The organism is Aquipuribacter aurantiacus (assembly GCF_051216895.1).
In the GTDB taxonomy this organism is placed as follows: Bacteria; Actinomycetota; Actinomycetes; order Actinomycetales; family JBBAYJ01; genus Aquipuribacter.
Window position 1 is genome coordinate 71,776 of record NZ_JBPKAO010000011.1, and the last position, 14,334, is coordinate 86,109.

At 73.2% G+C, this 14,334-nt stretch carries 12 protein-coding genes; 9 read left to right on the top strand and 3 right to left on the bottom strand.

Annotation, left to right across the window (positions count from 1 at the left end; all coding sequences use genetic code 11):
* The first annotated feature begins 176 nt into the window (after positions 1-176).
* The 6 genes from glmU to ACR80Q_RS14495 all read left to right on the top strand — a co-directional run bounded on the left by glmU (position 177) and on the right by ACR80Q_RS14495 (position 7,735).
* On the top strand, positions 177-1,691 hold the full coding sequence (gene glmU / locus ACR80Q_RS14470) for a bifunctional UDP-N-acetylglucosamine diphosphorylase/glucosamine-1-phosphate N-acetyltransferase GlmU (protein ID WP_435378342.1): 1,515 nt from the start codon (positions 177-179) through the stop codon (positions 1,689-1,691).
* Positions 1,688-2,674, top strand: coding sequence for a ribose-phosphate diphosphokinase (locus tag ACR80Q_RS14475; protein WP_435378343.1), 987 nt, complete (start codon positions 1,688-1,690; stop codon positions 2,672-2,674). Before glmU ends, ACR80Q_RS14475 begins: the two co-directional genes overlap by 4 nt.
* Before the next feature lie 186 nt (positions 2,675-2,860).
* Positions 2,861-3,523: a 50S ribosomal protein L25/general stress protein Ctc gene (locus ACR80Q_RS14480; RefSeq protein WP_435378344.1), complete on the top strand. Its 663-nt coding sequence runs from the start codon at positions 2,861-2,863 to the stop codon at positions 3,521-3,523.
* Between the two features lie 46 nt (positions 3,524-3,569).
* The gene (pth, locus tag ACR80Q_RS14485) at positions 3,570-4,166 is read left to right on the top strand and encodes an aminoacyl-tRNA hydrolase (protein ID WP_435378345.1); all 597 of its coding nucleotides are present in this window, start codon (positions 3,570-3,572) and stop codon (positions 4,164-4,166) included.
* Positions 4,167-4,294: 128 nt separating this feature from the next.
* On the top strand, positions 4,295-5,860 hold the full coding sequence (locus ACR80Q_RS14490) for a sugar transferase (RefSeq protein ID WP_435378346.1): 1,566 nt from the start codon (positions 4,295-4,297) through the stop codon (positions 5,858-5,860).
* Between the two features lie 300 nt (positions 5,861-6,160).
* On the top strand, positions 6,161-7,735 hold the full coding sequence (locus ACR80Q_RS14495) for a sugar transferase (protein WP_435378347.1): 1,575 nt from the start codon (positions 6,161-6,163) through the stop codon (positions 7,733-7,735).
* A 1-nt stretch (position 7,736) separates the two neighbouring features.
* Here ACR80Q_RS14495 and ACR80Q_RS14500 read toward each other — a convergent pair whose 3' ends face one another.
* Complete coding sequence (locus ACR80Q_RS14500; protein ID WP_435378348.1) at positions 7,737-8,279, bottom strand: dTDP-4-dehydrorhamnose 3,5-epimerase family protein; 543 nt, start codon at positions 8,277-8,279, stop codon at positions 7,737-7,739.
* A 161-nt stretch (positions 8,280-8,440) separates the two neighbouring features.
* On the opposite strand from ACR80Q_RS14500, the gene ACR80Q_RS14505 reads away from it, so the two are divergent.
* Together ACR80Q_RS14505 and ACR80Q_RS14510 are read left to right on the top strand one after the other, a co-directional pair.
* Positions 8,441-9,343 (top strand): glycosyltransferase family 2 protein, encoded by a 903-nt coding sequence (locus ACR80Q_RS14505; RefSeq protein ID WP_435378349.1) that lies wholly within the window; start codon positions 8,441-8,443, stop codon positions 9,341-9,343.
* Complete coding sequence (locus tag ACR80Q_RS14510; protein WP_435378350.1) at positions 9,343-10,518, top strand: hypothetical protein; 1,176 nt, start codon at positions 9,343-9,345, stop codon at positions 10,516-10,518. The genes ACR80Q_RS14505 and ACR80Q_RS14510 overlap by 1 nt, the downstream gene beginning before the upstream one ends.
* A gap of 63 nt (positions 10,519-10,581) precedes the next feature.
* On the opposite strand, the gene ACR80Q_RS14515 is transcribed toward ACR80Q_RS14510, so the two are convergent.
* Together ACR80Q_RS14515 and ACR80Q_RS14520 are read right to left on the bottom strand one after the other, a co-directional pair.
* The gene (locus ACR80Q_RS14515) at positions 10,582-11,799 is read right to left on the bottom strand and encodes a glycosyltransferase family 4 protein (RefSeq protein ID WP_435378351.1); all 1,218 of its coding nucleotides are present in this window, start codon (positions 11,797-11,799) and stop codon (positions 10,582-10,584) included.
* Complete coding sequence (locus ACR80Q_RS14520) at positions 11,796-13,427, bottom strand: WecB/TagA/CpsF family glycosyltransferase (protein ID WP_435378352.1); 1,632 nt, start codon at positions 13,425-13,427, stop codon at positions 11,796-11,798. The genes ACR80Q_RS14515 and ACR80Q_RS14520 overlap by 4 nt, the downstream gene beginning before the upstream one ends.
* A 304-nt stretch (positions 13,428-13,731) precedes the next feature.
* Between ACR80Q_RS14520 and ACR80Q_RS14525 the strand changes: the two genes are divergently transcribed.
* Positions 13,732-14,271 carry an acyltransferase gene (locus tag ACR80Q_RS14525; protein ID WP_435378353.1) on the top strand — a complete coding sequence of 180 codons (540 nt, stop codon included), beginning with the start codon at positions 13,732-13,734 and terminating at the stop codon, positions 14,269-14,271.
* Positions 14,272-14,334: the final 63 nt, after the last annotated feature.

Below are 14,334 nucleotides of genomic sequence, written 5' to 3' on the forward strand. Positions count from 1 at the left end.
TAACGGCAGCACGCCGGCCTTTGGAGCCGTGCAGTCCCCGTTCGAATCGGGGGGGCGGAGCCGACCGGGGTCCGGGGGCGAGCCGGTGGGGCGGCTCTGCGGCGGCCCGTGGCCGGGCGCGGGACCGATAGAGTCCGGACGTCCTCGCCGCCGCGCACCACCCTGGAGGCCACCCAGTGCCCGACGCCACCACCGACGCACCCTGCGAGGCGGTCGTCGTCCTCGCCGCAGGCCAGGGCACCCGGATGCGGTCCGCGACCCCCAAGGTCCTGCACCGGATCGGCGGTCGGTCGCTGCTGGGCCACGCGCTCGCCGCGGCCGCCCCGCTGGCCGCCCGGGCCACCGTCGTCGTGGTCCGCCACGACCGGGACCAGGTCGCCGCGCACGCGTCCGAGGTGCTGCCCGGGGTCGTGGTCGCCGACCAGGACGAGGTGCCGGGCACCGGGCGGGCGCTGTGGTGCGGCCTGCAGGCGCTGGACGCCGCGGCCGCCGCCGCCGGGCAGCCCGTACCGACCGGCCGCGTGCTGGTGACCTACGGCGACGTGCCGCTCATCACGCAGCAGACCCTGGCCGGGCTGCTCGCCGCGGACCCCGGCGCCGCCGTCAGCGTGCTCACGGCCGTGCTCGACGACGCCACCGGCTACGGCCGCGTGCTGCGCGACGACGCCGGCGAGGTCAGCGGGATCGTCGAGCACAAGGACGCCGACGAGGCCCAGCGGGCCGTCCGCGAGGTCAACACCGGGGTGTACGCCCTCGACCTGGCCCTGTGCCGCGAGGTGCTGCCCGTGCTGCGGGCCGCCAACGCCCAGGGCGAGCAGTACCTGACCGACGTCGTCGCCCACGCCCGCGACCGGGGGCTGCGGGTCGTCGCGGTGCCGGCCCACGACCCGGGCGAGGCCGACGGCGTCAACGACCGGGTCCAGCTGGCCGCGGCCGGGGCCCGGCTCAACGCCCGCGTCCTCGAGGCGCACATGCGGGCCGGGGTCAGCGTGATCGACCCGGCCACGACCTGGGTCGACGTCGACGTCGAGCTGGGCCAGGACGCCACCGTCCTGCCCGGGACCCAGCTGCTGGCCGGGACCGTGGTCGCCGCGGGCGCCGTCGTCGGCCCGGACACCACGCTGTCGGGCTGCCACGTCGGCGAGGGCGCGCAGGTCGTGCGCACGCACGGCAGCGACGCCCGGGTCGGTCCCGGCGCGACCGTCGGCCCGTTCGCCTACCTGCGGCCCGGCACCGACCTGGGCGCCGACGGCAAGATCGGCACGTTCGTCGAGACCAAGAACGCCACCATCGGTGCCGGCTCCAAGGTGCCCCACCTGACCTACGTCGGTGACGCCCGGATCGGGGTGGGGTCGAACATCGGTGCGGCGTGCGTCTTCGTCAACTACGACGGGGTCAGCAAGAACGCCAGCGTCATCGGCGACCACGTCCGGATCGGCTCCGACAACATGCTCATCGCGCCGCTGCGCGTCGGCGACGGCGCCTACACCGCCGCCGGGGCCGTCCTGCGCAAGGACGTCCCGCCCGGCGCGCTGGCCATGTCGGTCGCGCCGCAGCGGATCACCGAGGGCTGGGTCGCCGACAAGCGCCCCGGCACCGCGTCGGCCGCGGCCGCGGCACGCGCGCAGCAGGACGACGTCACCCCGCAGGACGGCGCCACCCCCACCGACTCCCAGGGAGCCACCCCATGATCCCCATCACCTCGACGCCGGAGAAGCGCCTGGTGCTGGTCAGCGGGCGGGCCCACCCGGCGCTGGCCAAGGAGGTCGCCGAGTCCCTCGGCGCGGACATCGTCAGCACCACCGCCTACGACTTCGCCAACGGCGAGATCTACGTCCGCTTCGCGGAGAGCGTGCGCGGCTGCGACGTGTTCGTCCTGCAGTCGCACACCGCGCCCATCAACCAGTGGCTGATGGAGCACCTGCTCATGGTCGACGCGCTCAAGCGGGCCTCCGCCAAGCGGGTCACCGTGGTGGCACCGTTCTTCGGCTACTCCCGCCAGGACAAGAAGCACCGCGGCCGCGAGCCCATCAGCTCCCGCCTGATGATGGACCTGTTCAAGACCGCCGGCGCCGACCGGATCATCAGCGTGGACCTGCACGCCGCGCAGATCCAGGGCTTCTTCGACGGTCCGGTCGACCACCTGTGGGCCCTGCCCCTGCTGGCCGACTACGTCAGCACCCGGGTCGACAAGCAGGCCCTCACCATCGTCAGCCCCGACATGGGCCGGGTCCGGGTCGCCGACGTCTGGTCCGACCGGATGGGCGCCCCCCTGGCCATCGTCCACAAGCGGCGCGACCCCAACGTGCCCAACAAGGTGCAGGTCCACGAGATCGTCGGCTCCGAGCACGTCGAGGGCCGGCACTGCCTGCTCATCGACGACATGATCGACACCGCGGGCACGATCGTGCAGGCCGCCGAGGCGCTGAAGGCGCAGGGCGCGGCCACGATCCTCGTGGCCGCGACGCACGCGATCCTGTCCGGCCCGGCGGTGCAGCGGCTGACCGACTCGCCCATCGACGAGGTCGTCGTCACCAACACCCTCCCCATCACCCCGGACAAGCAGTTCGAGCGGCTGACCATCCTGTCCATCGCCCCGCTGCTGGCCCGCGCCATCCGCGAGATCTTCGACGACGGGTCCGTGACGAGCCTGTTCGAGCCCCACAGCGTCTAGCGCGACCCGGGTGAGGAAGGCGGGAGAACCCGCGCGTCCAGACCTCGGCTATTCTGGGTCGGTTGTCACGGCGAGGGACCGCTGGTCCGTCATCGACGCGGCGCGTGGTGATCGCGCCCGCCGGTGTGGGCTCGCGGACCCGTGCCGCACGCGTACACCTGACCCACCAGCCGAGGAGCCCCCACCGTGTCGTCCGCCGAGATCCACCTGCCCGCCGAGTCCCGCCACGAGTTCGGCAAGGGCGCCGCACGTCGTCTCCGTCGCGCCGACAAGGTGCCCGCCGTCGTCTACGGCCACGGCGAGGACCCGCTGCACCTGTCGCTGCCCGGCCACCAGACCATGCTGGCCCTCAAGCACCGCAACGCCGTGCTGACCCTGGACGTCGAGGGGACCGAGCACCTGGCGTTCGCCAAGTTCGTCCAGCGTGACGCCATCCGCGGCACCATCGAGCACGTCGACTTCGTCACGGTCCGCCGCGGCGAGAAGATCCAGGTCGACGTGGCCGTCGTCACGCACGGCGAGTCGATGGGCGGCACCGTCGTCACCGTCGAGCACAACACCCTCGCGGTGCTGGCCGACGCCATGAACCTGCCGGAGAGCATCGACGTCGACGTCGAGGGCTTCGAGGCCGGCCACCAGGTCTTCGCCAAGGACCTCACGATGCCCGCGGGCGTCGAGCTCGTCACCGACCCCGAGTCCATCGTCGTCAACGTCACCGAGACCCGCCTCGAGGCGGCGCTCGAGGCCGCCGAGCTCGAGGTCGGGGCCGGCGCGACCGCCGCCGCCGCTGCCGCCGTCGAGGTGGAGGCGCAGCAGGAGGACGCCAAGCGCGAGGACTCCGGCTCCTGACCCTGCACCTGGTCACGGGTCGTCCGGGGTGCCCCGGGCCGACGGCATGAGCGAGGCGACCTGGCTCGTCGTCGGCCTGGGCAACCCGGGGCCCCGGTACGCGGGGACCCGGCACAACATCGGCCAGGTGGTCGTGGACCACCTGGCCGGCGCCGAGCGGTTCAGGTCCTCCTCGCGGGCGCAGGCCGTGGTGTGCGAGACCCGCCTCGGCGCCGGTCCGGGTGGCGTCCCCGGGCCCCGGGTCGTGCTGGCCAGGCCGACCACGTACATGAACGTGTCGGGCGCGCCGGTGGCGGGCCTGGCCCGGTACTTCGGCGTCGACGTCGAGCACGTGGTCGTGGTGCACGACGAGCTGGACATCGACCTGGGGCGGCTCAAGCTCAAGCGGGGCGGCGGCGAGGGCGGCCACAACGGGCTGCGATCGGTGTCGCAGAGCCTCGGCAGCAAGGACTACGTCCGGGTGCGGTGCGGCATCGGCCGGCCACCGGGGCGGCAGGACCCCGCCGACTACGTGCTGACCGGCTTCGCCAAGCGGGAGCAGGCCGAGGTCGAGTTGCTGGTCGTCGACGCCGCCGACGCGGTCGAGACCGTGGTGACCGAGGGGCTCGAGGCGGCCCAGCTCAGGTTCCACTCCCGCGGCTGACCCGTCCTCCGTTCGGCTCGATCTCACCGAAACCGCCCATGGCGCCGCCGCCTGCGCCATACAGTCGACGACCTCCAAGGACTCAGCGCCGAGACTTCCCGTACCGAGCACCGGTGAGGACCAGACACATGACCGAGCGCTCCGTGTCGCAGGACCAGCCCGGCCCGGCGGACTCGTCGTGGCACGAGACGTTCGCACCGGGAGCGCCCAGCGGCGTCGGCAGGCCCACGGACGTCGGGGTCGACCCCGACCTGGGCCTCGACCACGTCCAGCCCCGCCCGGCACCGGACGGGGCGGAGGTCGAGCGCCGCCCGCTGGTGGACGAGGGCCCGTCCGGGCTGCACCGGCTCGACGCCGGGACGGCCGCCGTGGTGGTGCTGCTGGCGCTGGCCGTCGCCGTGCCGCTGGCCCCGCTGCCGGTCTGGTCGTTCCTGCTCGTGCCGGTGGCCGCGGTGGCCTGGGTGGCCGCGCTGGCTCTGACCCGTGCCTACGAGCCCCGCTACCTGTGGTCGGGCTCCGCCGAGGGACGTCGCGTCATGGCGGCCGGGGGAGCGGTGACCGTCGGCGTGCTGCTGGTGGGCTGGCTGTGGCTGCCGCCCGCCCTGGCCCTGCCAGGGCTCGGCACCGTCGGGGTGCTGGTGCTGGTGACCCTGGTGGCGCGCTGGCTCGTCCGCGTGGCGTCGCAGCGGCGCCACCGTGAGGGCATGGTGCGGGTGCGGGTGCTCGCGGTCGGTCCGGCCGAGGACGTCCGCATCGTCAGCGCCCGGATCGACCGCAACCGCTACCACGGCTGGAAGGTCGTCGCCGCGTGCACGCCCGACAGCGGTCCGCGCGTGGACGGGCCGGTCCGGCTCGGCAGCCCGGCCGACGTGGTGTCGGTGGCGTCCCGGGCGGGCGCGGACGTCGTCCTGCTGTGCCCGGGTACGAGCGTCGGGGACATCGAGGACCTGCGGCAGGTGCAGCAGCAGCTGGAGGTGGAGGGCCGGGAGCTCGCCATCGCGCCACCGCTGGTCGAGGCCATCGGCCCCCGGGTGAGCATCAGCTCGGTGTGCGGCCTGCCCGTGGTGCGCCTCGGCCTGCCCGAGCTGACCGGCCCCCGGCGCGTCATCAAGGCCGTCGCCGACCGGTTCGTGTCGGCGGTCGTCCTGCTGGTGCTGGGCCCGCTCCTGCTGGCGGTCGCGCTGGCCGTCCGCCTCGACAGCAAGGGCCCGTCGCTGTTCCGGCAGGTCCGGGTGGGGCGTGACGGTCACCTGTTCAGCATGGTCAAGTTCCGCACCATGTACGTCGACGCCGAGGCGCGCAAGGCGGCGCTGCTGGAGGCGAACGAGGGCTCGGGCCTGCTGTTCAAGCTGCGTGAGGACCCCCGGGTGACGCGGGTCGGGCGGATCCTGCGGCGCACGTCGCTGGACGAGCTGCCCCAGCTGGTCAACATCCTGCGGGGCGAGATGTCGTTCGTCGGGCCGCGGCCGAGCCTGCCCGACGAGGCGGACGCCTACGACCCGTTCATCCGTCGCCGGCTGCTGGTCACGCCGGGCCTGACCGGGCTGTGGCAGGTCCACGGCCGCAGCGACCTGTCCTGGACGGAGTCCCGGCGCCTCGACGTCCGCTACGTCGAGAACTGGTCGCTGGGCTTCGACGTGTCGATCATCCTGCGCACGGTCGAGGCCGTGCTGCGCGGTCGTGGGGCCTACTAGCCGCAGAACCGGACGAGACGGACGTAACCGGAGCAACCGCCACGCTGCGGGCGGCTGCGTTGCACTGTGAGTGACGACTCGTGGACGCTATGAAGTAGTTGTCCGGATAACGCGTAACCGGGATCGCGGCTGGGGACTCCACGGTTACCGTCCTTGACGAACGAGCACGCCAGCACGACGAACATCCCCCACTGTCCGCGCGGCTCAACGGAGATGCCGTTTCACCCCCCCCCAGCCAGCCGCCGGAGGCTCACTGTGACCGAACGAACGTTGCTGCGCGCGTCCAGGCGCCACCGACCTGTGCACGTTACTGATCAGGTCGTCGACCTGCGGGAGCGCGACCGCGAGGTTCGTTCCTCGGTCCAGCAGGCGCTGGAGGACCTCGACTTCGCCGCGACCAGCCACCCGTTGCGGACCACGCCCGTCGTCCCGTCTGCCGAGCGAGCCGGCGAGCCGACCGCGGCCCCCGAGCGGCCCCGCACGGCGCACCCTGCGCCGGCCTTCAAGAGCCTGTCCGTCGCGCTGATGGACGCCGGCGTTGCCGCGGTCATGGTGGTCACGGTTCTCCTGACCCTCGTGGTCCAGGGCACAGTCCCGGCGCTCGGGCTGCTCGCCACCCCGTTCCTGGGCGCCTTCTGGGTGCTCTGCCTGGTCGTGGCCCGCGCCTACGAGGAGCGCATCCTCTGGAGCGGTAACGAAGAGGTCCAGCGGGTGGGTACGGGCTCCGCCCTCGCGGGGCTCGTCGTCCTCGGCAGCGGCTGGGTGTTCGCTCCCGACTACCTGGCCTCGGCCGCAGTCATCGCCCTGGGCGGGAGCCTCGTGGGCACCCTCGCGGCCCGTGCGGTGCTGCGGTCGTTCGCCCAGGCCGCCAACAAGCGGGGCGCGGTCCGGCTCCGAGTCCTGGCGGTCGGCCCGCGCGCCGACGTGGAGGCCGTCACCGACCGGATCCACCGCAACAGCTACCACGGCTGGCACGTCGTGGACCAGGTCGTGCTCGACCCGGCCGACGGCACCCCCCGCGGTCTGCACCACGACGGCGGTCGCACGGACGTCGTCGTACGGGCCCGTGAGGCGGCGGCCGACGTCGTCATGTTCTGCCAGGGCACGTCCATCACCGACCTGCAGGACCTGCGTCACACGCAGCGCGAGCTCGAGGCCGACGGCCGTGAGCTGGCTATCGCACCCCCGCTGGTCGAGGCCATCGGCCCCCGCGTGACCGTGCCCACGGTGTGCGGGCTGCCCATCATCCGGATCGGTCACCCCGAGCTGAGCGGCTCGCGCCGGCTGGTCAAGGCCATCGCCGACCGTACCGTCAGCGGCGTCGCTGTCCTGCTGCTGCTGCCCTTCTTCGCCGTGGTCGCTGCGGCCGTCCGCCTGACCAGTCGGGGGCCGGCGTTCTTCACGCAGCAGCGCGTGGGCCTCGACGGTGAGCTGTTCACCATGATCAAGTTCCGGACCATGAAGGTCGACGCCGAGCAGACCAAGCAGGCCCTGCTGGACACCAACGAGGGCGCCGGGCCGCTGTTCAAGCTCAAGGTCGACCCGCGCGTCACGCGGGTGGGGTCGCTGCTTCGACGCACCTCGCTGGACGAGCTGCCGCAGCTGATCAACATCCTGCGCGGCGACATGTCGTTCGTCGGCCCCCGCCCGGCCCTGCCCACCGAGGTGGACCAGTACGACGACGTCGAGCGTCGCCGGCTGCTGGTCAAGCCCGGCCTGACCGGGTTGTGGCAGATCCACGGCCGCTCCGACCTGCCGTGGGCGGAGACCCGTCGCCTGGACGTGCGCTACGTCGAGAACTGGTCCCTCGGCTTCGACCTTTCCATCCTGACGCGCACCGTCGGTGCGGTGCTGCGGGCCCGTGGCGCGTACTGACCTAGCGGCCTGCGCCGGCGTCCATGAGGGGCCACGAGCGGTCCTTCTGCGACACCACCACGACCCGTCCTGCCCAGGGGATGGCCAGCGCCGGGTCGTCGTGCCGCAGGCCGTGCTCCGCGCCCGGGGTGTAGGCGCCGCTCACCTGGTAGGTCACCTCAGTGCGGTCGCGCAGGGTCAGGTAGCCGTGGGCGCACACCGGCGGCACATACAGCGCCAGCAGGTTGTCCTCGGTCAGCTCCACCGCGTGGTGCTGCAGGTAGGTGGGCGAGTCGGGTCGCATGTCGACCAGCACGTCGCTGATGGCGCCTCGGGTGCAGCGGACCAGCTTGGCCTCCGGCGCGGTCGCGTCCTGCCAGTGCATGCCGCGCAACGTCCCTGCGGTGTGGTTGAAGGACACGTTGCACTGCTCGACCGTCGGCTCCAGGCCGGCGGCGACGAACTCGTCCCGGTCGAACGACCGGGCGAAGAAGCCTCGCTCGTCCTGCCGGAGCTCCAGCTCGACGAGAGCCGCACCGGCGACGGGTAACGGGTGGATGCGCATGGCGACGAGGCTAGCCGTGCCAGCGGGGCCCAACGCCGGAAGCCCCATCCATTGCACGGGTCTGGGCCGTACACGTACCGGGTTAGCGTATGGACGAACGGCTGACCGGAGCGTCGGGCGAGACCGTCAACCGTCCCACCAGCAGGTCGAGAGGATCCCGCATGACCAGCACCAGCGCTGTCGACACGTCCGTCGCCCCCCGACGGGTGGTCGACGTCGCCGTCGTCATCCCCGTGCACAACCGCCCGGAGATGCTCGACCGTGCGCTGCGCAGCATCGCCGCGCAAACGGTCCGTCCGGCGGAGGTCGTGGTCGTCGACGACGTGAGCACCGACGACACCCCGGACGTCGCCCTGCGCCACGGTGCGACGCTGGTCAGGATGGCGCAGAACGGTGGCAGCGGGCGGGCCCGGAACGCCGGGATCGCCCGGGCCACGGCGGCGTGGGTGGCGTTCCTGGACTCCGACGACGAGTGGCTCCCGGACCACCTGGAGCGGATGGTGGCCGCGTCCGAGGGCGAGGCCCTGGTCACGGCCCCGTCGATCACGACCGGCGGGCGTCTAATGGGCAACCCCTGGCGGCGTCCGGTGCGGCTCAGCCCCCGTCGCCTGCTGGTGCCCGGCAACGTCATCACCACCAGCGGGACCATGGTGCGACGCGACCTGCTGGACCGCATCGGCGGCTTTCGGCCGCTGCCGCGTGCCCAGGACCTCGATCTGTGGCTCCGGGTCATCGAGAAGGGGCCGGGTATCGCCCTGCCGCTGCCGACGGTGCGGTACCACCTGCACGACTCGCAGGCCTCGTCGGACTGGGACCTCACCCGGCGGTGCTTCGACGACATCATCGACTCGCACGCCGAGAGCCCCTGGATGTCCGACGGTCTCCGGCAGCAGGCCTACGCGCGGGTGCACTGGGACGAGTTCCGGTCCGCCCGCAGCGGCGGTCGGGGCGAGCAGGCGGGCGAGCGCCTGCAGTGGCTCCTGCGCCGGCCGCGCACCTGGTGGCCGTTACTGTCCCTGTTCGCTGCCCGGCGGGCCAGCCGCCACCCGATGAGAGGGATCTGATGGACCACCTGAGCGGGACGAGCTCCCGGACGACCAAGGACCGACGACTGCGTCGCGGTGCCTTCCTCGGTGCGGGCGCCGTGGTGGCGGTCGGGGTCGCGGTCCTCGTCCCACGTTTGGACGTGACGTCCGACGACGACGTCTCCGCGGCACCCCGCGACGCCACAGTGGCCGGCGGGGAGCCCGAGCCCGCCGAGTCGACCACGGCCGAGAAGGAGCCCATGGCCGGTCCGCCCCAGGCCGGTCCGACGCCCGAGGGCTTCCCGTTCGGCGAGGACTCCGTCTGGCGCGACGTCCTGCTGGACGCCCCGGTGCACGACAACTCCGACGGCATCGTGTCCCACCTGACCGGGACGGTGGACAAACACTTCGGTGGTATCGCCACCTTCAACCTGGACCAGTACAACGTCGCGTACTACGTCGTCGACGAGAGCACGCCCCGGGTGGACGTCGAGTTCGACGACTGCCAGGACAAGGGCTACACGCCGTCGGGGCTGTACGAGGACGCCGCCCACTTCGCCGACGTCCCCATCCCGCCGGACGCGCGCCCGGCGGAGGGCAACGACGGTGCGCTGGTCATGTACTCCCCGGACACCGACCAGATCTGGGAGTTCTGGCGGGCCGAGCAGGTCGACGACGGCTGGCAGGCCTGCTGGGGCGGGCGCCTCGACGACGTGTCGAGCAGCCCCGGGTACTTCGACGGCGACTTCGGCACGACCGCGACCGGGCTGTCGCACGCCGGCGGCATGGTCAGCCTCGCCGACGTCGAGCGCGGTTCGATCGACCACGCGGTGGCCCTGCTGGCGGCCGAGCCCGCGACCTACCAGACCTACAGCTGGCCCGCGCAGCGCAGCGACGGGTTCAGCGACGACCCGGACGCCGTGCCAGAGGGCCTGCGACTCCGTCTGCCCGCCGACGTCGACGTGGACGCCCTCGACCTGCACCCGGTAGCGGCCATGGTCGCGCGGGCGGCACAGGTCCACGGGTTCGTGGTGGTCGACAAGGCGGGAGCCACGGGGGTGTACACCGAGAGCGGCGACGCGGCCGAGGCCAGGACCGGGGTCGACCCGTGGGACGACTACCTGGGCGACACCCCCGCCTACGAGGTCATGGCCGACTTCCCGTGGGACCAGCTCGAAGCGATGCCCATGGACTACGGCAAGCCCGACGAGTGACGACAGCCGGACCGGGGCGCCCCCTGTCCGGCAGTCGCCCCGTCGGCGAGGCGTCCTGGGCCCTCAGGGGAGCAGCGCGTCCATCAGCTCGGCATTGGGTGCCGGGCGGTGGTCCTCGTGGACCCGGGCGCACCCCGCCTCACCCATCCGGGTGCGGAGCTCGGGGTCGGCCCAGAGGCGTCGTAACGCGGCCGCCAGCAGGTCGGGCCGGCCGGGGGCGGTCAGCAGGCCCGTGACCCCGTCCTGGACCAGCTCGCTGATGCCGGCGATGGGTGTGGTCACGACGGGCAGGGACGTCGCGAGCGCCTCCATCAGCACCACGGGCAGCCCCTCCGCGAAGCTCGGGAGGACGAGGACGTCGGCCCACTCGTACATCTGGGGCAGCTCGTCCTGCCCCAGCGGTCCGACCAGCGTCACCCAGGTCTCCAGGCCGTCGCGACGGACCTGTGCGGCCAGCGCGTCCGACAGCGGGCCGGTACCGACCACCTTGACGTTCAGCGGCACGTCGGGGGCCGACCGGACCGCGTCCAGGAGGACGCTCGGGCCCTTCTCCGGCACGAGCCGGCCGACGAACAGCACGCGCAGCGCGGCGCCCGGCTCGCGGGGCCGGTCGACGGGCCGATAGCGGTCGGTGTCGACGCTCATCCGGACCAGGTGCAGCCGTTCCCATACCTCCGGTGCGGTCCACCGCATGAGCTGGCTGCGGCAGAAGTCGGTGATGCAGGCGACGAAGCGTGCGGAGCGCACCTTGGCGTCCAGGTCGTACCCGACCGGGTCCTCGAACTCTGTCGGACCGTGCATCGAGAACGACCAGGACCAGCCGCCGCCGTCACGGCGGTTGGCCAGGTCCACGGCCGCCCGGGCGATGTCGGCCGCGTTGTTGGCGAAGTGGGCGTGCACGTGCCTGACGTCGGCGTCGTCCATCAGCTCGAGCAGCCGGATGGCCTCCAGCAGGTAGAACCCCTGGAACACCTTGCTGCGCAGCCGTGGGGCCCCCCGCCCGAGCGCCTGGCGCACGCCGGACAGCACGGTGCGGGGGTGCCGCGCGGCCATCCGCACGGCCGCCCGCAGCACGCGGGGGACGCCCTCGCCCAGGACGGTGGGGGTGGTGGCGGCGCTGTGCCGGGCCGCGTCGGTGCGCAGGTCGTTCGCGGCGGCAGGACGCACGGACAGCGTCACCACCTCACGCCCGGTCGCCCGCAGGGCGTCGATCTCGCGGTCGATGAACGCGAGCGAGAGCCCGGGGTACTGGCTGACCAGGTAGGCGACCCTGCGGTTCACCCCTGCACCGCGTCGGGGCGGCGCGAGGCCCGCAGCGACCACAGCATCAGCTGCAGCGCGTAGGGGATGCCGTCGACCAGGTAGCGGCGGGCCATGCGGCGCGGCTCCATGACGAGCCGGTGGATCCACTCCCCGCCCACCCGCTGCACCCAACCCGGAGCCCGGGCCACGTCGCCGGCGACCATGGTGAGCGCCGCCCCGCAGCCCAGGAACCAGGTCCCGGGGAGCAGGTCCGCGAGGTGGGCGGACAACAGTTCCTGCTTGGGTGCACCCAGAGCGACGAACACGATGTCGGGGGCGGCCGAGGTGACGGCCTTCTCGATGGCCCTCATCTCGTCCGGGTCCGACTCGAACCCCATCGGCGGGCAGTACGTACCGACCACCCGCAGCTGCGGGGACTGGGCCTGCAAGGCGGCTGCGGCGCGGACGGCGATACCTGGGGCGCCGCCCAGCAGGAACACCGAGCGCCCGGACTCGGCGGACGCGGCGGACAGCTGCGGGACGAGCCCGGAGCCGGTCACGCGCTCGGGCAGCGGGTCCCCGGCCAGCCGGCTCGCGATGACGACGGGGGCGCCGTCGGCGAGCACGAGGTCGGCCGAGCGGAACAGGGTCGCGACCCGGGGGTCGCGGCAGCGCTGCATGATGTCGACGTTGGGGGTGACGATGACGCCGCCCCGCCCGTCCTGCAGCGCCGACAGCACGTGCTCGACCACCTCGTCGCTGGTGAGCGGGTCAAAGCCCAGCATGTCCAGCTGCACCCGCTCCCGGGGGTCCTCGGACGTCCGGGTGGTGGTGTCGCGCTCCCAGCGGGTGGTGCCCCCGCGGGCGCGTAGCCGCGCGACCGCGGTCACCCCGACGTAGCAGGCCACCGCCGCGGCCGCCGACGGGCGGGCCGCCGCGAGGCGCAGCAGCGCCCGGCCGGTGCTGCCCGCCGAGGAGGCCAGCTCGGGCCGCTGCTGGGCGTCGTCGGCCAGCTCGGCGTTGCCCTGGGCCACCCGGGTGCGCACCTTGACCAGCGCTGCGGTCGTGCGGGGGGTCTGCACGTCGAAGGTCCCGGCCACGACCAGGCGCTCCGTGCGGTCGAACATCCGCTGGACGTACAGGTCGTCGGCCACGACGTCGGGCATGCCGCCGACCCGGGCGTGACCTTCGCGGTTGACGGCGTAGACGCCCAGGCCCACCAGCCCGTCGCGGGCGTACGGCAGGGCCTCGAAGACGTCGTAGAACGCCCGGACCGGCCACGGCCGTCCGTCGAGCCGGAACCGGGGCCGGGGAGCGGCCACCCGGGGCGCGGTCTGCTCGTCTAGCGCGTCGCGCAGGCCCCGCAGCGTCGTCACGTCCACCGCGATGTCGGCGTCCAGGTACACCCGGGGGAGGACGTCACCGGCGGCGTCGTCACCCGCCCGGATCGCGCCGGCCTTGCCGGGGGCGGGCAGGTCGAGCACGAGGACGTCCGGGCGGCCCGCGGCCAACCGCTGCGCCAGCGCGACGGTGCCGTCCGTGCAGCCGTTCGCGGCCACGACGGTCAGGACCTCACCGACGGGGAGCTCGTCCAGCCACGCGAGGCAACGTCCGAGGACGGCCTCCTCGTCGTGGGCAGGTACGACGACGGACATGGTGTGGGGCACCTGGTAGTCCTCCTCCTGAGCCCCCGTGGGGGCTCGTCACCCCCTGCCTCCGGTGGCGGTCGTCTCTCACGGTAAGGGCTGGAGGGCGCGCACGGAGCCAAAGGGGCCCGACCGATCCCCCGGTCGCAGCAACGCGGTGTCGTCCGAGGTCGTTCGGTGCACGCTCGGTGAGGAACCCGCTGCGGCCCGTGGAGGACACGCGGCAGGCCTACGACCTGCGGTGTTGTCCTCGTCGCATCGGTGAACAGAGGGCGCCACGGGGCCCTACCGTCATGCTCCTGACGGCCCCGAAGGGACACCACGCGTGACCACGATCTACCTCGCCCTGACCCGACTCCTCGACCCCCGCACCTGGTTCCACGTCCTCAAGCTCGTCAACTTCTACGCCTACGGCCACCTGCAGGACCGGCGACGGCTCACGACCGGGGCAAACCTGCACATGTCGCCCAACGCGAGCCTGCGCAACGGCGAACGGATCGTCCTGGGCGACTCCGTGTTCGTGGGGGAGCGGACCTCGCTGTGGGCCGGGGAGTCCACCGGTCGCATCGTGCTGGGGGACGGCTGCCTGCTGGCCCCCGAGGTGTTCATCACCGCCAGCAACTACGGCACGCGGTGGGGGGCGCACGTGATGGACCAGCCCAAGCGGGAGAAGGACGTCGTCCTGGGCCGGGGCGTGTGGCTCGGTGTGCGGGTGGTCGTCGTGCCGGGGGTCACCATCGGCGACGGGGCCGTGGTCGGGGCCGGCTCCGTGGTCACGCGCGACATTCCGGCCGGGGCGATCGCCGTGGGGACGCCGGCCGTGGTCGTCGGCTACCGGGAGGGTCTCGAGCGCACCCCGGTGTGAGCGTCCGTCAGGGGTCCCGTTCGGTCGTACGCCACTTCCGGGCGCCCCCAGCGTCTACCCTCG